11 protein-coding genes are annotated in these 16228 nt (G+C 72.2%); 6 read left to right on the top strand and 5 right to left on the bottom strand.

All coding sequences use genetic code 11. From position 1 onward, the window contains the following. Positions 1 to 265 precede the first annotated feature (265 nt). The 4 genes from ACLVWQ_RS30630 to ACLVWQ_RS30615 all read right to left on the bottom strand — a co-directional run bounded on the left by ACLVWQ_RS30630 (position 266) and on the right by ACLVWQ_RS30615 (position 7519). Entirely contained in the window at positions 266 to 1726 is a 1461-nt protein-coding gene (locus tag ACLVWQ_RS30630) for a glutamate synthase subunit beta (RefSeq protein WP_414112477.1), read from the bottom strand. Beyond that, positions 1719 to 6326, bottom strand: a complete 4608-nt coding sequence (gltB, locus tag ACLVWQ_RS30625; protein ID WP_414112476.1) for a glutamate synthase large subunit — start codon at positions 6324 to 6326, stop codon at positions 1719 to 1721. The genes ACLVWQ_RS30630 and gltB overlap by 8 nt, the downstream gene beginning before the upstream one ends. A gap of 127 nt (positions 6327 to 6453) precedes the next feature. Next, a complete protein-coding gene (locus tag ACLVWQ_RS30620; RefSeq protein ID WP_414112475.1) occupies positions 6454 to 6582 on the bottom strand; it encodes a hypothetical protein in 129 nt (42 codons plus the stop codon). A 205-nt stretch (positions 6583 to 6787) separates the two neighbouring features. Further along, positions 6788 to 7519, bottom strand: a complete 732-nt coding sequence (locus tag ACLVWQ_RS30615) for a VIT1/CCC1 transporter family protein (RefSeq protein ID WP_414112474.1) — start codon at positions 7517 to 7519, stop codon at positions 6788 to 6790. 259 nt (positions 7520 to 7778) lie between these two features. On the opposite strand from ACLVWQ_RS30615, the gene ACLVWQ_RS30610 reads away from it, so the two are divergent. From ACLVWQ_RS30610 to ACLVWQ_RS30585, 6 genes are read left to right on the top strand one after another with little or no spacing between them, the layout of a single operon-like run. Beyond that, the gene (locus ACLVWQ_RS30610) at positions 7779 to 8798 is read left to right on the top strand and encodes an ADP-ribosylglycohydrolase family protein (protein ID WP_414112473.1); all 1020 of its coding nucleotides are present in this window, start codon (positions 7779 to 7781) and stop codon (positions 8796 to 8798) included. Further along, positions 8783 to 10243 carry an ADP-ribosylglycohydrolase family protein gene (locus ACLVWQ_RS30605; RefSeq protein ID WP_414112472.1) on the top strand — a complete coding sequence of 487 codons (1461 nt, stop codon included), beginning with the start codon at positions 8783 to 8785 and terminating at the stop codon, positions 10241 to 10243. Before ACLVWQ_RS30610 ends, ACLVWQ_RS30605 begins: the two co-directional genes overlap by 16 nt. Positions 10244 to 10250: 7 nt before the next feature. Beyond that, positions 10251 to 11408 (top strand): ADP-ribosylglycohydrolase family protein, encoded by a 1158-nt coding sequence (locus ACLVWQ_RS30600; RefSeq protein WP_414112471.1) that lies wholly within the window; start codon positions 10251 to 10253, stop codon positions 11406 to 11408. Beyond that, on the top strand, positions 11405 to 12919 hold the full coding sequence (locus ACLVWQ_RS30595; protein ID WP_414112470.1) for an ADP-ribosylglycohydrolase family protein: 1515 nt from the start codon (positions 11405 to 11407) through the stop codon (positions 12917 to 12919). The genes ACLVWQ_RS30600 and ACLVWQ_RS30595 overlap by 4 nt, the downstream gene beginning before the upstream one ends. Beyond that, positions 12916 to 14127 (top strand): CaiB/BaiF CoA transferase family protein, encoded by a 1212-nt coding sequence (locus ACLVWQ_RS30590; protein WP_414112469.1) that lies wholly within the window; start codon positions 12916 to 12918, stop codon positions 14125 to 14127. Before ACLVWQ_RS30595 ends, ACLVWQ_RS30590 begins: the two co-directional genes overlap by 4 nt. Beyond that, a complete protein-coding gene (locus tag ACLVWQ_RS30585; protein ID WP_414112468.1) occupies positions 14124 to 14969 on the top strand; it encodes an HpcH/HpaI aldolase/citrate lyase family protein in 846 nt (281 codons plus the stop codon). The genes ACLVWQ_RS30590 and ACLVWQ_RS30585 overlap by 4 nt, the downstream gene beginning before the upstream one ends. A gap of 95 nt (positions 14970 to 15064) precedes the next feature. On the opposite strand, the gene lgt is transcribed toward ACLVWQ_RS30585, so the two are convergent. Beyond that, complete coding sequence (lgt, locus tag ACLVWQ_RS30580; RefSeq protein ID WP_414112467.1) at positions 15065 to 16153, bottom strand: prolipoprotein diacylglyceryl transferase; 1089 nt, start codon at positions 16151 to 16153, stop codon at positions 15065 to 15067. Positions 16154 to 16228: the final 75 nt, after the last annotated feature.

The following is a 16228-nucleotide window of genomic DNA, read 5'->3' as shown; positions in this document are numbered from 1 at the left end:
CGAACCCCCGTTGCGCAGTTCCCCGCGCCCCCAGGTACCTGGGGGCGCGGGGAACTGCGCGACCAGCACCGACCGACCCGCACCCGAAAGCCGGCCGCAGGCCACAACGCGGGGGTCTGGGGGCGGCAGCCCCCAGTGGGGAGACACCGAGTTTCCAGGTGGCTCCCGGACGCACCACGGCGCCTACCAAGTCCGGTCGGGGACAAGCAGGCGCCGCGCTCAGTTCCGTACGCCGTTGTACGGGACGTCTTTGGGAGGGGGAGCGTCAGACCATCAGGGAACGGTCCGTGGGGCGGACCGGAGCCGGCAGCTCGCTGGTCCCGGTCAGGAAGCGGTCGACCCCGCGGGCGGCCGAGCGGCCCTCCGCGATGGCCCACACGATGAGCGACTGACCACGCCCGGCGTCACCGGCGACGTACACACCGGGGACGTTGGTCGCGTACTGACGGTCGCGGGCGATGTTACCGCGCTCGTCGAGTTCCAGGGCGAACTGGGAGACCAGCCCGTTCTCCTGGTCGGTGCCGGTGAAGCCCATCGCGAGGGTGACGAGCTGGGCGGGGATCGTGCGCTCCGTGCCCGGCTTCTGCGTGAGCTTGCCCTCCACGAACTCGACCTCGACGAGGTGCAGCCACTGCACGTTGCCGTCCTCGTCGCCCTCGAAGTGGGTGGTGGAGACGGAGTAGACCCGCTCGCCGCCCTCCTCGTGCGCGGAGGTCACCTTGTAGAGCATGGGGAACGTCGGCCAGGGCTGGCCCGGGTTCCGGTCCTCGCCCGGCTGGGGCATGATCTCCAGCTGGGTGACGGAGGCCGCGCCCTGCCGGTGGGCGGTGCCCACGCAGTCCGCGCCGGTGTCGCCGCCGCCGATGACGACGACGTGCTTGCCCTCGGCGGTGATGGGGGGCGCCACGAAGTCGCCCTCCTGCACCTTGTTGGCGAGCGGCAGGTACTCCATGGCGAAGTGGATGCCGTTCAGCTCACGGCCCGGGACCGGCAGGTCGCGGGAGACGGTGGCGCCGGCCGCGATGACCACGGCGTCGTACCGCTTGCGCAGGTCGGTGGCCTTGAGGTCGCGGCCGATCTCGACGCCCGTGCGGAAGCGGGTACCCTCCGCGCGCATCTGCTCTATGCGGCGGTTGATGTGCCGCTTCTCCATCTTGAACTCGGGGATGCCGTAGCGCAGGAGGCCGCCGACGCGGTCGGCGCGCTCGTACACGGCGACCGTGTGGCCCGCCCGGGTCAGCTGCTGCGCGGCGGCCAGGCCGGCCGGGCCCGAGCCGATGACCGCGACCGTCTTGCCGGAGAGGCGCTCGGGGGCCTGGGGCGCGACGTCGCCGCTGTCCCACGCCTTGTCGATGATCGAGACCTCGACGTTCTTGATGGTCACGGCGGGCTGGTTGATGCCGAGCACGCACGCCGACTCGCAGGGAGCGGGGCACAGCCGCCCGGTGAACTCCGGGAAGTTGTTCGTGGCGTGCAGCCGCTCGGAGGCGGCGGACCAGTCCTCGCGGTACGCGAAGTCGTTCCACTCGGGGATGAGGTTCCCCAGCGGACAGCCGTTGTGGCAGAAGGGGATGCCGCAGTCCATGCAGCGCGAGGCCTGCGTGGGGATGATGGGCAGGAGGGAGCCCGGGACGTAGACCTCGTTCCAGTCCTTCACCCGCTCCTCGACGGGGCGGGTCCTGGCGACCTCTCGGCCGTGGTTGAGAAAGCCCTTGGGATCAGCCATTGGTCGCCGCCTCCATCATCTTCTCGGTGATCGCGGACTCGTCGAGTCCGGCTCGCTCGGCGGCGTCCTTGGCGGCGAGCACTGCCTTGTACGTACTGGGGATGATCTTGCTGAAGCGCTCCACCGCGGTGTCCCACTCGGCCAGGAGCTTCTCGGCGACGGTGGAGGCCGTCTCCTCCTGGTGGCGGCGCACCACGTCGTGCAGCCACTGCTTGTCGGCGTCGTCCAGCTTCTCGACGGCGCCGAGGTTGCCGGCGTTGACGTTGTCGCGGCTCAGGTCGATGACGTACGCGATGCCGCCCGACATGCCGGCCGCGAAGTTGCGGCCGGTCTCGCCGAGCACCACGGCGTGACCGCCGGTCATGTACTCGCAGCCGTGGTCGCCCACGCCCTCGGCGACCACGGTCGCACCGGAGTTGCGGACGCAGAAGCGCTCGCCGGTGCGGCCGCGCAGGAAGAGTTCGCCGCCCGTCGCGCCGTACGCGATGGTGTTGCCCGCGATCGTGGAGAACTCGGCGAGGTGGTCGGCGCCCCGGTCGGGGCGGACGACGACCCGGCCGCCGGAGAGGCCCTTGCCGACGTAGTCGTTGGCGTCGCCCTCCAGGCGCAGCGTCACGCCGCGCGGCAGGAAGGCGCCGAAGGACTGGCCGGCGGAGCCGGTGAAGGTGATGTCGACGGTGTCGTCGGGCAGACCCGCGCCGCCGAACTTCTTGGTCACCTCGTGGCCGAGCATGGTGCCGACCGTGCGGTTGATGTTGCGGATGGCGACCTGGGCGCGGACCGGCTGGGCGTCGGTGGCGCCGGCCGCGTTGAGGGCGTCGGCGGCGAGCTTGATCAGCTCGTTGTCGAGGGCCTTCGCCAGGCCGTGGTCCTGCTCGACGACCTGGTGGAGGGCGGCGCCCTCGGGCAGTTCGGGTACGTAGAAGAGCGGGGCCAGGTCCAGGCCCTGTGCCTTCCAGTGGTCCACGGCCCGGGTGACGTCGAGCGCCTCGGCGTGGCCGACGGCCTCCTCGATGGTGCGGAAGCCCAGCTCGGCGAGGATCTCGCGGACCTCCTCGGCGATGAACTTGAAGAAGTTCACGATGTACTCGGCCTTGCCCGTGAACCGTTCCCGCAGGACCGGGTTCTGGGTGGCGATGCCGACCGGACAGGTGTCGAGGTGGCAGACGCGCATCATGACGCAGCCGGAGACGACGAGCGGCGCGGTCGCGAAACCGAACTCCTCGGCGCCGAGCAGCGCGGCGATGACGACGTCCCGGCCGGTCTTCAGCTGACCGTCGGTCTGGACGACGATGCGGTCGCGCAGGCCGTTCAGGAGCAGCGTCTGCTGGGTCTCGGCGAGGCCGAGCTCCCAGGGGCCGCCCGCGTGCTTGAGGGAGGTGAGCGGGGAGGCGCCCGTGCCGCCGTCGTGGCCGGAGATCAGGACCACGTCCGCGTGGGCCTTGGAGACACCCGCGGCGACCGTGCCGACGCCGACCTCGGAGACCAGCTTCACGTGGATCCGCGCCTGCGGGTTCGCGTTCTTCAGGTCGTGGATCAGCTGGGCGAGGTCTTCGATGGAGTAGATGTCGTGGTGCGGGGGCGGTGAGATGAGGCCCACGCCGGGGGTGCTGTGCCGGGTCCTGGCGACCCACGGGTAGACCTTGTGGCCGGGCAGCTGGCCGCCCTCGCCGGGCTTGGCGCCCTGGGCCATCTTGATCTGGATGTCGTCCGCGTTGACCAGGTACTCGGAGGTGACGCCGAAGCGGCCGGAGGCGACCTGCTTGATCGACGAGCGGCGCGCCGGGTCGTAGAGGCGGTCCGGGTCCTCGCCGCCCTCACCGGTGTTGGACTTGGCGCCCAGCTGGTTCATCGCGATGGCGAGCGTCTCGTGGGCTTCCTTGGAGATGGAGCCGTACGACATGGCGCCGGTGGAGAAGCGCTTGACGATCTCGGCGGCCGGCTCGACCTCGTCGAGGGAGATCGGCTCGCGGCCCGAGCTGAAGCCGAAGAGGCCGCGCAGCGTCATGAGCCGCTCGGACTGCTCGTTCACGCGGCCGGTGTACTTCTTGAAGATGTCGTAGCGGTTGCTGCGCGTGGAGTGCTGGAGGCGGAAGACCGTCTCCGGGTCGAACAGGTGCGGCTCGCCCTCACGGCGCCACTGGTACTCGCCGCCTATGTCCAGGGCGCGGTGCGCGGGCGCGATGCCGCTGGCCGGGTACGCCTTCGCGTGCCGGGCGGCGACCTCCTTGGCGACGACGTCGATGCCGACGCCGCCGATCTTGGTGGCGGTGCCCCTGAAGTACTTCTCGACGAAGGCCGTGTCGAGTCCGACGGCCTCGAAGACCTGGGCGCCCCGGTAGGAGGCGACGGTGGAGATGCCCATCTTGGACATGACCTTGAGGACGCCCTTGCCGAGGGCGTAGATCAGGTTGCGCAGGGCCTGTTCGGTCTCGATGTCCGAGAGGAACGTGCCGGCCCTGACCAGGTCCTCGACGGACTCCATCGCCAGGTACGGGTTGACGGCGGCGGCGCCGAAGCCGATGAGGAGGGCCACGTGGTGGACCTCGCGGACGTCGCCCGCCTCGACGAGCAGGCCCACCTGGGTGCGCTGCTTGGTGCCGATGAGGTGGTGGTGGACGGCCGCGGTGAGCAGCAGCGAGGGGATCGGCGCGTGCTCGGCGTCGGAGTGCCGGTCCGAGAGGACGATCAGGCGGGCGCCGTTGTCTATGGCGGCGTCGGCCTCGGCGCAGATCTCCTCGATGCGGGCGGCGAGCGAGTCGCCGCCGCCGGAGACGCGGTACAGGCCGGAGAGCGTCGCGGCCTTCATGCCGGGCATGTCGCCGTCGGCGTTGATGTGGATGAGCTTGGCCAGCTCGTCGTTGTCGATCACCGGGAAGGGCAGGGTGACGCTTCGACAGGACGCGGCGGTCGGTTCGAGGAGGTTGCCCGCGGGGCCCAGCGAGGAGCGCAGCGAGGTGACGAGCTCCTCGCGGATGGCGTCCAGCGGCGGGTTGGTGACCTGCGCGAACAGCTGGGTGAAGTAGTCGAAGAGCAGCCGGGGACGCGCGGAGAGGGCCGCGATCGGCGAGTCCGTGCCCATGGAGCCGAGCGGTTCGCCCGCGGTCTTGGCCATCGGGGCGAGGATGACGCGCAGCTCTTCCTCGGTGTAGCCGAAGGTCTGCTGGCGGCGGGTGACCGAGGCGTGCGTGTGCACGATGTGCTCGCGCTCGGGCAGGTCGGAGAGCTCGATCTCGCCGGCTTCCAGCCACTCCGCGTACGGGTTCTCGGCCGCGAGGCCTGCCTTGATCTCGTCGTCCTCGATGATCCGGTGCTCGGCGGTGTCCACGAGGAACATCCGGCCGGGCTGCAGGCGGCCCTTGCGGACGACCTTCGCGGGGTCGATGTCGAGGACGCCGACCTCGGAGCCGAGGACGACGAGGCCCTCGTCGGTGACCCAGTAGCGGCCGGGGCGCAGGCCGTTGCGGTCGAGGACCGCGCCGACCTGGGTGCCGTCGGTGAAGGTGACGCAGGCCGGGCCGTCCCAGGGCTCCATCATCGTGGAGTGGAACTGGTAGAAGGCCCGGCGGGCCTGGTCCATGGTGTCGTGGTTCTCCCACGCCTCCGGGATCATCATCAGCACGGAGTGCGGGAGGGACCGGCCGCCGAGGTGCAGCAGCTCCAGGACCTCGTCGAAGGAGGCGGAGTCGGACGCGTCGGGCGTGCAGACCGGGAAGATCCGCTCCAGGTCCTTGTCGGCGCCGAAGAGGTTCGACACGAGCTGGGACTCGCGGGCGACCATCCAGTTGCGGTTGCCCTTGACCGTGTTGATCTCGCCGTTGTGCGCGACGAAGCGGTACGGGTGGGCGAGCGGCCAGCTCGGGAAGGTGTTCGTCGAGAACCGGGAGTGCACGAGCGCGATCGCGGAGCCGAAGCGGCGGTCGGACAGGTCCGGGAAGAAGGGCTCCAGCTGGCCGGTGGTCAGCATGCCCTTGTACACGATCGTGCGGGCCGAGAGCGACGGGAAGTACACGCCGGCCTCGCGTTCGGCGCGCTTGCGCAGCACGAACGCCTTGCGGTCGAGATCGATGCCCTGGCTGGATCCGTCCCCCACGAACACCTGCCGGAAGAGCGGCATCGTCGAGCGGGCGGTGGCGCCGAGGAGTTCCGGGGCGACCGGCACGTCACGCCAGCCGAGGACGGTGAGGTCCTCCTCGGCGGCGATCGTCTCGATCCGTGAGACGGCTTCGGCGGTGTCGTGACCGGCGACGCCCTCCGGCAGGAAGGCGATACCGACCGCGTACGAGCCTGCCTCGGGCAGCTCGAATTCGGCCACCTCGCGGAAGAAGGCGTCGGGTACCTGGGACAGGATGCCGGCCCCGTCCCCCGAATCGGGTTCCGAGCCGGTCGCGCCGCGGTGCTCCAGATTACGGAGCACGGTCAGCGCCTGTTCGACCAGCGCGTGGCTCGCCTCACCGGTGAGGGTCGCCACGAAGCCGACGCCACAGGCGTCGTGCTCGTTGCGCGGGTCGTACATCCCCTGCGCGGCAGGGCGAGCATCCATGAACGACCAGTTCTGGCCATTCGTGGAGTGCTGGGACGGCTGGCGCGGCGTACGCATCGGCTCTCCCGTCGTCGTCGTGGCATATGCAGATGCCGAGGGACGACGTTGGCCCTTAGCGGTAGGTGCAAAATTTCGAGCAGGTTACATGATGGAGCGATTCCCGTGAACCGGATACTGCGTTCCATCATGCGGACGCCGCGGCTCGCAGCGAGGGCCGCTCGTGGCGGCTGAAAAAGGGGGCCTTTTCGGCCAGATCAATGACCTGCGGCCCGGTGGCGGCGGGCAACGTCACCCACCGCTTCATGTGCTTCATGTGTCGTACGGGCGTCATTGCCCGCAGCGCTTACGGCTCATGCCCCGTGGTCGACGAATCGAAACCGCCGAGTAACGGCTACTTATGCGGTCCCGCGCATAGGGGCTCGATCACCGGCACGACCTGCGGTTCGTTCCACGCTCCGCCCCGGAGGTGCGACGCGGGTGCGACGCACGGTGCGACGTGGGTGCGACGCGCAGTGGGGTCACCCTACGGCCGTACCGAACAAACTGCCCAGAGCGTACGTCACACCGGCGGCGGCTCCGCCGAGCGCGAGCTGCCGCAGTCCGCTGAACCACCAGGACCTGGCCGTCACCTTGGCCACGATCGCACCGCAGGCGAAGAGCCCGGCGAACGCGAGGAACAGGGCCGGCCAGAGGGTCGTCGCACCCAGCAGGTACGGCAGGACGGGGAGCAGCGCGCCCAGCGCGAAGGCGCCGAAGCTCGACACGGCGGCGACGGCCGGGGAGGGCAGGTCGCCGGGGTCGATGCCCAGCTCCTCCCGCGCGTGGATCTCCAGCGCCTGCTCGGGATCCTTGGACAGCTGCCGGGCGACTTCGCCCGCGAGGGCGCTCTCGACGCCACGGGCCTCGTACAGCTCGGCGAGTTCGCGCTCCTCGTCCAGCGGGTGCTTTCTCAGCTCCCGCCGCTCGACGTCGAGTTCGGCCTCGACGAGTTCGCGCTGGGAGGCGACGGAGGTGTACTCGCCCGCGGCCATCGAGAAGGCACCGGCGGCCAGACCCGCGAGTCCGGTGATGACGACGGTCCGGTGGGAGACGGCGCCGCCCGCCACACCGGTCATCAGCGCCAGGTTGGAGACGAGGCCGTCCATCGCGCCGAAGACGGCCGGGCGCAGCCAGCCACCGTTCACGTCCCGGTGGGTGTGGTTGTCGCGGTGCGCCTCGTGCAGCGTCGCCTCGGTCTCGATGATGGCCATGCCGGGATCCCCCAGGGTGCTTGTTTGGACTTCTTCTACTCTTGGACAACATTGAAGATACGCCTCGCATTCCGCGCCCGCCAGCAAGGAAAGGCTTACTTACCTGGGCTTTCACTTCCTTTCGCTCATCCGTGGCGACCTGCGCACATATGTCGACCGGGTGAACTGAGGTGCGCGAGGGGCCGGTGAACGGCTCGGCGGGGACACATGCGCAAAGGGGCCTTTGATCATTGGGGCCCCGCGACGGAGAGGCACCGCCATGGCTTCCATCGCCTGCGTCCCGCCGGTACCGGCACCCGGGGACGCCGCCACCCTCCGGGACCGTGCGCGCGGCTCACTGCTGGGACTCGCCGTGGGGGACGCCCTGGGGGCACCGGCCGAGAACATGAAACCGTCGGAGATCCGCGCGCGCTGGGGACGCATCACGGGGTACGTGGCCGAGAAGCCGGCCGGCACCGACGACACGGAGTACGCGATCTTCTCGGGGCTGCTGCTGGCCCGGCACGGCTCCGCGCTCACGGTCGCGCACGTGGAAGGGGCCTGGCACCGGTGGATCGCGGACCGGGACGAGGGACCGTTCCGGGGTGCGGGTTTCAGCGAGCGGGGCACGCTGGAGAACCTGCGCAGAGGGCTGGCCGCGCCGATCTCCGCCCAGCACCGGCACGCCTGGAGCGACGGCCTCGCGATGCGCGCGGCGCCCTTCGGCGTCTTCGCGGCGGGCCGCCCCGCGGAGGCGGCCCGGCTGGTGGCGATCGACGGTTCGGTGAGCCACGACGGCGAGGGCATCTACGGCGGCCAGGCCGTCGCGGCGGGCGTCGCCGCGGCGATGGCGGGCGCGCCCCCGATCGCGGTCGTCGCGTCCGCTCTGGCCGTCGTCCCCGACGACTCGTGGACGGCCCGCTCCCTGCGCCGGGCCGTGGCCTGCGCGCACCGCGGCGAACGCGCGGTGCGCTCGGCGGTCGTCATCGGCGGCTACCCCTGGACGGACCTGGCCCCCGAGGCCGTGGCCCTGGCCTTCGGCGCGTACGCGGCGGCCGACGGCGACTTCACGGAGGCGGTCCTCATGGCGGTGAACATGGGCCGGGACGCCGACACGACGGCGGCGGTGGCGGGCGCCCTGGCCGGCGCGACACGAGGCATCGCGTCGATCCCCCCGGCCTGGGCGGCGGCCATCGGCCCGGCCGACGGCACGTGCCTCCCCTCGATCCGCGGCCACCGCATCCAGGACGTGGCAGACCTCCTGACCCCACAGAAGGACCCCGAATGCCCCCAGAACTGACAGACACCACCCTCACCCCCGGCACACCGACAGACACACCCCCGTCAGAGACGCACCCGCCAGGAACGCGCCCGTCAGGGGCGCGGGGAACTGCGCGCCCAGCCCCAGCGGACCCGCACCCGACACCATCGCCCCCAGCCCCCTCCCCCTCAGGAACGCACCCGCCACGAACGCGCCCGTCAGGGGCGCGGGGAACTGCGCGCCCAGCCCCAGCGGACCCGCACCCGACGAACCCACCCCAACCCCCCACCCCCTCAGGGGCGCGAGGAACTGCGCGACCAGCCACAACGCACCCGCACGCACCCACCCACCCCCACACACCCCGCCGCATCGAGGGCCTCCTGCTCGGCCTAGCCGCAGGCGACGCCGCCGGGTGGCCCGCCGCCCGCCACAGAGCGACCCGCATGCCCGAATGGACAAGGCGCCTCACCCGCGAACTGGACACCTTCGCGGAGCAGAACGCGACCACCACCCTCCCCGTCCCCATCGCCCTGAACCAACCACCGGAGCCCCTCAGACTCGGCCCCTCGGACGACGCCGAGTGGGCGGCGTTCGCAGCGGAGGCGGTCCTGCGGGCCGCCGACGCCGCCGCACTCGGCGACCTGAGCCGGGCCCGCCGGATGCGCGCCGCCATCGACCTGTCCTGGAACGCCGTCGCCAGCGAGGTCGCCGCCGCCGCCGACCGCGCACCCGAGGTCGAGTCGGCCGTACTCCCCCTGCGTGCCCGCATCTCCGTACGGGCCGGCCTCGGCAACCTCGCCAACGGCCTGCGCCCACCGGCCTCCGGCCACGACAACCCCCACTACTTCGACGACGCGGCCTGCGTACGGGCCTGCGTCCTGGCCGTCGCCCACCCGGGAGACCCCCGGTCCGCCGCGGAACTGGCCGAGTTCGACGCCCGCTACACCCAGGACGGCGACGGCGTGCACAGCGCCCGCGCGATGGCCGCGGCGATCGCCCTCGCGCTGAGCGGCGCGGACGTCGACGCCTGCGCGGACGCGGCCCTCGCGGAGCTCCCCGAGGCCACGGAGATCGGCCGCAACGCACGGCACGCCCTCGCGCTCGCCCACGACTCCCTGGCGCAGGGCGACGGCACCTTCGGCCTCGTCCCCCTGCTGGAACACCAGATCGTCGACCACGTCTACAGCTACGGCATCGCCGCGGCCGAGACCGTCCCGGTCGCCCTCGCGCTCGCCGTCGCCGCGCACGGCCGGATCGCCGAGGCGGTGCCCGCGGCGGCGTGCCTGTCCCGGGTCGCGGACTCGGCCCCGGCCCTCGCCGGCGCGCTGACCGGCGCGCTCGGCGGTGGCGGCGCCGTCCCCACCGCCTGGCGGGACGCCTGCCGCACCCTCTCCGGCTGCACGCTGCCCCGGCTGACCGGCACGGACCTCATCGGACTCGCCGAACTGCTGGAAGCGACGGAACTGGCCTTCCCGGAGGGATGATTCGTCGATGACACCCAGAACAGCACAAACCGGAACAGGGGCTCTCGACGAACGGATCACCGGCACCCTCGTCGGAGCGGCCGTCGGCGACGCGCTCGGCGGCCCGGTGGAGGGCTGGTCCCCCGACCAGATCGTCGAGCGGCACGGCGGCCGCGTCCATGGCGTCGTCGGCCCCTGGCACGGCGACGCCTGGCGCACGGCACGCCCCGTCGCCCCGTACCACAAGGGCGACGGGCACGTCACCGACGACACCTTGATGACCCACGCACTGGTCCGGGTGTACGGGACGGTCCGCGACCACCTCGACGCGTACGCCGTCGCCGAGCACCTGGTGCCCGACCTGATGACGACACCCCGCTGGATCCCGGAACTCGAAGCGGAGGCACTGCCCCTCCAGCGGATCTTCCTCGCCGAGAAGTGGCTGGTGGCCCGGATCCACTACGGGCACGTGGACCCCCGCGAGGCCGGCACCGGCAACATCGTCAACTGCGGTGCCGCGATGTACATGGCGCCGGTCGGCCTGGTCAACGCGGCGAACCCGGCGGGCGCGTACGCCGAGGCCCTCGACATCGCGGGCGCCCACCAGTCGTCGTACGGGCGGGAGGCGGCGGGTGTCTTCGCGGCGGCCGTGGCGGCGGCCTGCGCCCCGGGCGCCACCCCGGACTCGGTGGTCGAGGCCTGCCTCGCCGTGGCGAAGGACGGCACACGGGCCGCGATCGAGACGGTCTGCGACACGGCCACCCGCTACTCGGACTTCGAGTCCGCGCTGCGCCCCCTGCGGGAGGCGGTCGCCCCCTACGACACGGTCGGCCCGGACTACCGCAGCCCGTCCCTGGGCGCGCGCCGCCCCTCCCGGATCCACTCCGTCGAGGAACTGCCGGTGGCCCTGGGCATGTTGCTGGTCGCCGGCGGCGACTACCGGCACACCGTGCTGGGTTCGGTGAACTACGGCCGCGACTGCGACTCCATCGCCACGATGTCCGGCGCCCTCGCCGGCGCGCTCGGTTCGCAGATCCCGTCCGACTGGGCCAAGACGGTCGCGGAGGCCAGCCGGCTGGACCTGGTGGCTCCCGCGAAGGCCCTCACCGAGGTGACCCACGAGATCTTCAGACGGGACGTCACCCGCCGCCGCGCCCACGAGACGGCGTACGCGGAGCTGTCATGAGGCCGCCCCCGCCGCCCCCGTCGGCCCCGCTGCGCCTGACCTGGGTCCAGCCGGAGGACCTGCTGGGCCATGAACTCCGCCAGGCGGAGGAGGACGGCCGGCAGCCCGCTGCCATCACGGCCCGCTGGCAGCGGGCGGGCGGCCCCCGGTCCCCCCGACGAGCGGGCGCATCCCCCCGCCCGGCCTCCCCCTACCTCCGAGCCCTGGCCCAGGACCTCCTGGACGAACTGGCGGACCTGCCGCGCCGTTCGGCAGACAGCGAGCCGACGGACCTGACCCGGATCCGGGCCCTCTGTCCGACGTGGCCGACGTGGCCGACCGCCGACAACGCTGTGTCCACCCGGCCGTCCGGGGGCATGGAGGCACCGCCCCCGCCTTCGGGACGGGGCGGGACGGGGGAAGAATCCGCCCTGGAAACCGCCCTGGAAGCCGCCTGGCTGGGCCGGGCCGCCGGCTGCCTCCTCGGCAAACCGGTGGAGAAGCTCCCCCTGGACGGCATCCGCCGGCTCGCCCGAGCCACCGGCAACTGGCCCCTCACCACCTGGTTCACGGAACGGGGTCTGCCCCCGGAACTCAAGGCCGAGTTCCCCTGGAACCGCCGCTCCGCCGCCACCTCCCTCGCCGAGAACATCGACGGCATGCCGGAGGACGACGACCTCAACTACCCGCTCCTGAACCTCCTGTTGCTGCAACGCCACGGCAGGCACTTCACCACCGCCGACGTCGCCCGCCTCTGGCTGGACGAACTGCCGGCCGGCCGTACGTTCACCGCGGAGCGCGTCGCCTACCGCAACCTGCTCGACGGGGTCGAACCCCCGCACACGGCCCGGTACCGCAACCCGTTCCGCGAGTGGATCGGCGCCCTGATCCGCGCGGACGTCCACGGCTGGACCAACCCCGGCGACCCCGCGGCCGCCGCGGAACAGGCCCACCGGGACGCCACGCTCACCCACACCGCCAACGGCGTCTACGCGGCGATGTTCACGGCCGCCGTCATCGCCGAGGCGGCCACCGGCACGAGCGACGTCCACGCCTGCCTCCGTACGGGGCTCAGCGTCGTACCCCCCGCGTCCCGCCTCGCCCACGCCGTCCGCCAGGCCGTACAACTGGCCACGGCACACGAGGACTTCGACGAGGTCGTGGACCAACTGCACGCCGTCCACGCCACGTACCACTGGGTGCACGCCGTACCCAACACGGCGTTGCTCGCCGCCGCCCTCACCCACGCGGACGGCGACTTCACGGCCGCCATCTGCCGTGCGGTGTCGGGTGGTTGGGACACCGACTCGAACGGCGCGACGGCCGGTTCGATCGCGGGACTGCTCGCGGGTTCCCCGGAGGCGCTCCCGTCCCGCTGGACGACCCCGCTGAAGAACCGACTGGCCACCTCGATCGGCGACTTCGACGGAACGGGCTTCGACGCCCTGGCCCGCCTGACGATCCGACAGACAGCCCGGCTGACGCCCGGTCCGGCCCCCCGCCCCAGTCCCCCGGAGGCCCCGCACCCATGACCACCCCCACGCCCGCTCCCACCCCGGCGCCCCTCGACGGCCTCCGCGTGCTCGATCTGGCGACCCTCTTCGCCGGCCCCCTCGCCGCCACCATGCTCGGCGACTTCGGCGCGGAGGTCGTCAAGGTCGAGCACCCCCGCAGACCGGACCCGTCCCGCGGCCACGGCCCGTCGAAGGACGGCATCGGGCTGTGGTGGAAACTCCTCGGCCGCAACAAACGCACGATGACCCTGGACCTCTCCACCTACGGCGGCCGGGACACCCTGCTGCGCCTCGCCGCCTCCGCCGACGTGATCATCGAGAACTTCCGCCCCGGCACGCTGGAGAAGTGGGACCTCGGCTGGGAGGAGCTCTCGGCCGCGAACCCCCGGCTGGTCCTCGCCCGGGTCACCGGCTTCGGCCAGTTCGGCCCGTACGCGCACCGCCCCGGTTTCGGCACGCTCGCCGAGGCGATGAGCGGATTCGCCGCGATCACCGGTGAACCGGACGGCCCGCCGACCCTGCCGCCCTTCGGCCTCGCCGACTCCATCGCGGGCCTGGCCACGGCGTACGCGGTGATGACGGCCCTGGCCGCCCGCGACCGCACGGGCCGCGGTCAGGTCGTGGACATGGCGATCATCGAGCCGATCCTCACCGTCCTCGGCCCGCACCCGCTCTGGTACGACCAGCTGGGCCATGTCCAGTCCCGCACCGGGAACCGCTCCCAGAACAACGCGCCGCGCAACACCTACCGCACCGCCGACGGCACCTGGGTCGCCGTCTCGACCTCGGCCCAGTCGGTCGCCGAACGCGTGATGCGCCTGGTCGGCCGCCCCGACCTGATCACCGAGCCGTGGTTCGCCACGGGTGCCGACCGGGCCCGGCACACCGACGTCCTCGACGAGGCGGTCGGCACCTGGATCGCCGCTCACACCCGCGCCGACGTCATCGACGCCTTCGAGAAGGCGGAGGCGGCGGTGGCCCCCGTCCAGGACGTCCGCGACGTCATGGAGGACCCGCAGTACGCGGCGCTCGACTCGATCACCACCGTCGACGATCCCGAACTGGGCCCGCTGCGCATGCAGAACGTCCTCTTCCGCCTCACCGACACCCCCGGCGGGATCCGCTGGGCCGGCCGCCCGCACGGCGCCGACACCGACGCGGTCCTCACCGAACTCGGCCTGACGGACGACGAGATCACCAAGCTCCGGGTGGAGGGCGCCCTGTGACCGCGGGAGACCGCGGAGCCACCCGCGCCGCACCGCTGACCTGGCTGTACGTTCCCGGCGACCGCCCCGACGTGGTGGCGAAGGCCCTGGTGGCGGGCGCCGACGTGGTCGTCGTCGACCTGGAGGACGCGGTCGCCCCCGACCGCAAGGAGTACGCCCGCGCCGCCACCGCGGACCTCCTCGCCGAACCGCTCCCGGTCCCGGTCCCGGTGCACGTCCGCGTCAACGCCCTGGACGGCCCGGAGTCCGCCGCCGACCTCCACGCCCTGGCCGGGCTCGCGGGCCTCACCGGCCTGCGTCTGCCGAAGGTCTGCTCCCCCGCCCAGATCCCGCGTACGGCGGAACGCGCGCCGCACCTCCCCCTGTACGCCCTCCTGGAATCGGCCCTCGCCGTCGAGCACGCCTACGCCATCGCCACGGCCCACCCCGCCCTGCGCGGCATCGCGCTCGGTGAGGCCGACCTCCGCGCCGACCTCGGCGTACGCGACGACACGGCCCTCGACTGGCCGCGCTCCCGCGTGGTCCTGGCCGCCCGCGCGGCGGGACTCGCCGCACCGCCGCAGTCCGTCCACCCCGACGTGCGGGACCTCGCGGGGCTGGCCGCGTCGTGCGCCCACGGCCGCGCCCTGGGGTTCCTCGGCCGCGCGGCCATCCACCCCCGCCAGCTCGCCGTGATCGAGGCCGCCTACCTCCCGACCCCGGAGGAGATCGAAAAGGCCGAGTCGGTCCTCGAAGCGGCTGCCTCGTGCCCCGGCGCCCAGGCCCTCCCCGACGGCCGCTTCGTCGACACGGCGGTGGTGGCGGGGGCGCACCGCACCCTGGCGATGGCCCGCCGCGGCTAGGACGTCCCGTCGGATACTCGGATACGTGGAAGGGGGCGCCCCAAGTGCTTGGGGCGCCCCCTTCCACGTACAGGCGGAGTGCGTCGGTGCGGCGGTCAGGCCTTCTTGGCCGACCCGGCCTCGTCCTTCGCCTCGTCCTTCGCCTCTTCCGCTTCGGCCTTCTCCTCGGCGGAACCGGAGTCGGCATCAGAGCCGGCGTCGGAGCCGGTATCGGACACAGCCGCTGCCTCGTCGTCCTCGGACTTCTCATCCTCGGACTTCTCGTCCTGCGACTTTCCGTCGACGGACTTCTCGTCGCCTGACTTCTCGTCGTCCGACTTCTTGTCCAGGTCCACCGCGGCGCCGTCGTCGTCGGTGTCCTCGTCGGACGCGCCCGGCTCGACGATCTCCTCGCGGCCCGGCCTGCGTCGCGCCGACAGCACGATGAAGACCACGGCGAGGAGGAAGACCACGATCGAGGTCCAGCCGTTCAGCCGGAGCCCCAGGACGTGGTGCGCCTCGTCGACCCGCATGTACTCGATCCAGAAGCGGCCCACGCAGTACGCCGCGACGTACAGCGCGAAGGCACGCCCGTGGCCGAGCTTGAAGCGGCGGTCCGCCCAGATCACCAGGGCCGCGACACCGAGGCACCACAGCGACTCGTACAGGAACGTCGGGTGGTAGTAGCCGGGCTCCCGGCCGCCCGTCATGGACGTGATGTGCAGCGCCCAGGGCAGGTCGGTCTCCCGCCCGTACAGCTCCTGGTTGAACCAGTTGCCCCAGCGGCCGATGGCCTGGGCGAGGGCGATCCCGGGGGCGAGGGCGTCGGCCCAGGCCGGCAGCGGGATGCCACGGCGGCGGCAGCCGATCCAGGCACCGACCGCGCCGAGCGCGATGGCCCCCCAGATACCGAGGCCGCCCTCCCAGATCTTGAAGGCGTCGACCCAGTCCTGACCCTCGCTGAAGTACAGCTGGTAGTCGGTGATGACGTGGTACAGCCGCCCGCCGACGAGGCCGAACGGCACGGCCCACACGGCGATGTCCGCCACGGTGCCTGGACGGCCCCCGCGTGCGACCCACCGCTTGTTGCCGAGCCAGACGGCCACGAAGACGCCGATGATGATGCAGAACGCGTAGCCGCGCAGCGGAATGGGGCCGAGGTGCAGCACACCGTGCGACGGGCTGGGGATATAGGCAAGTTCCATGGCGGAGTCGACGCTACCCTGCCGGGCGGCACGTACGGCAACCCGCACGGGCTACGGGTCCATAACGAGACAGGC

This window comes from Streptomyces sp. CWNU-52B, assembly GCF_047444975.1.
Taxonomy (GTDB): Bacteria; Actinomycetota; Actinomycetes; order Streptomycetales; family Streptomycetaceae; genus Streptomyces.
Note: the sequence above shows the minus strand (reverse complement) of the source record. Positions and strands in the feature narration are given on the sequence as shown.

Coding starts and splice junctions, on each gene's coding strand:
- ACLVWQ_RS30630 (WP_414112477.1), bottom strand. CDS start 1,726: ATGGCTGATCCCAAGGGCTTTCTCAACCACGGCCGAGAGGTCGCCAGG.
- gltB (WP_414112476.1), bottom strand. CDS start 6,326: ATGCGTACGCCGCGCCAGCCGTCCCAGCACTCCACGAATGGCCAGAAC.
- ACLVWQ_RS30620 (WP_414112475.1), bottom strand. CDS start 6,582: ATGAAGCACATGAAGCGGTGGGTGACGTTGCCCGCCGCCACCGGGCCG.
- ACLVWQ_RS30615 (WP_414112474.1), bottom strand. CDS start 7,519: ATGGCCATCATCGAGACCGAGGCGACGCTGCACGAGGCGCACCGCGAC.
- ACLVWQ_RS30610 (WP_414112473.1), top strand. CDS start 7,779: ATGGCTTCCATCGCCTGCGTCCCGCCGGTACCGGCACCCGGGGACGCC.
- ACLVWQ_RS30605 (WP_414112472.1), top strand. CDS start 8,783: ATGCCCCCAGAACTGACAGACACCACCCTCACCCCCGGCACACCGACA.
- ACLVWQ_RS30600 (WP_414112471.1), top strand. CDS start 10,251: ATGACACCCAGAACAGCACAAACCGGAACAGGGGCTCTCGACGAACGG.
- ACLVWQ_RS30595 (WP_414112470.1), top strand. CDS start 11,405: ATGAGGCCGCCCCCGCCGCCCCCGTCGGCCCCGCTGCGCCTGACCTGG.
- ACLVWQ_RS30590 (WP_414112469.1), top strand. CDS start 12,916: ATGACCACCCCCACGCCCGCTCCCACCCCGGCGCCCCTCGACGGCCTC.
- lgt (WP_414112467.1), bottom strand. CDS start 16,153: ATGGAACTTGCCTATATCCCCAGCCCGTCGCACGGTGTGCTGCACCTC.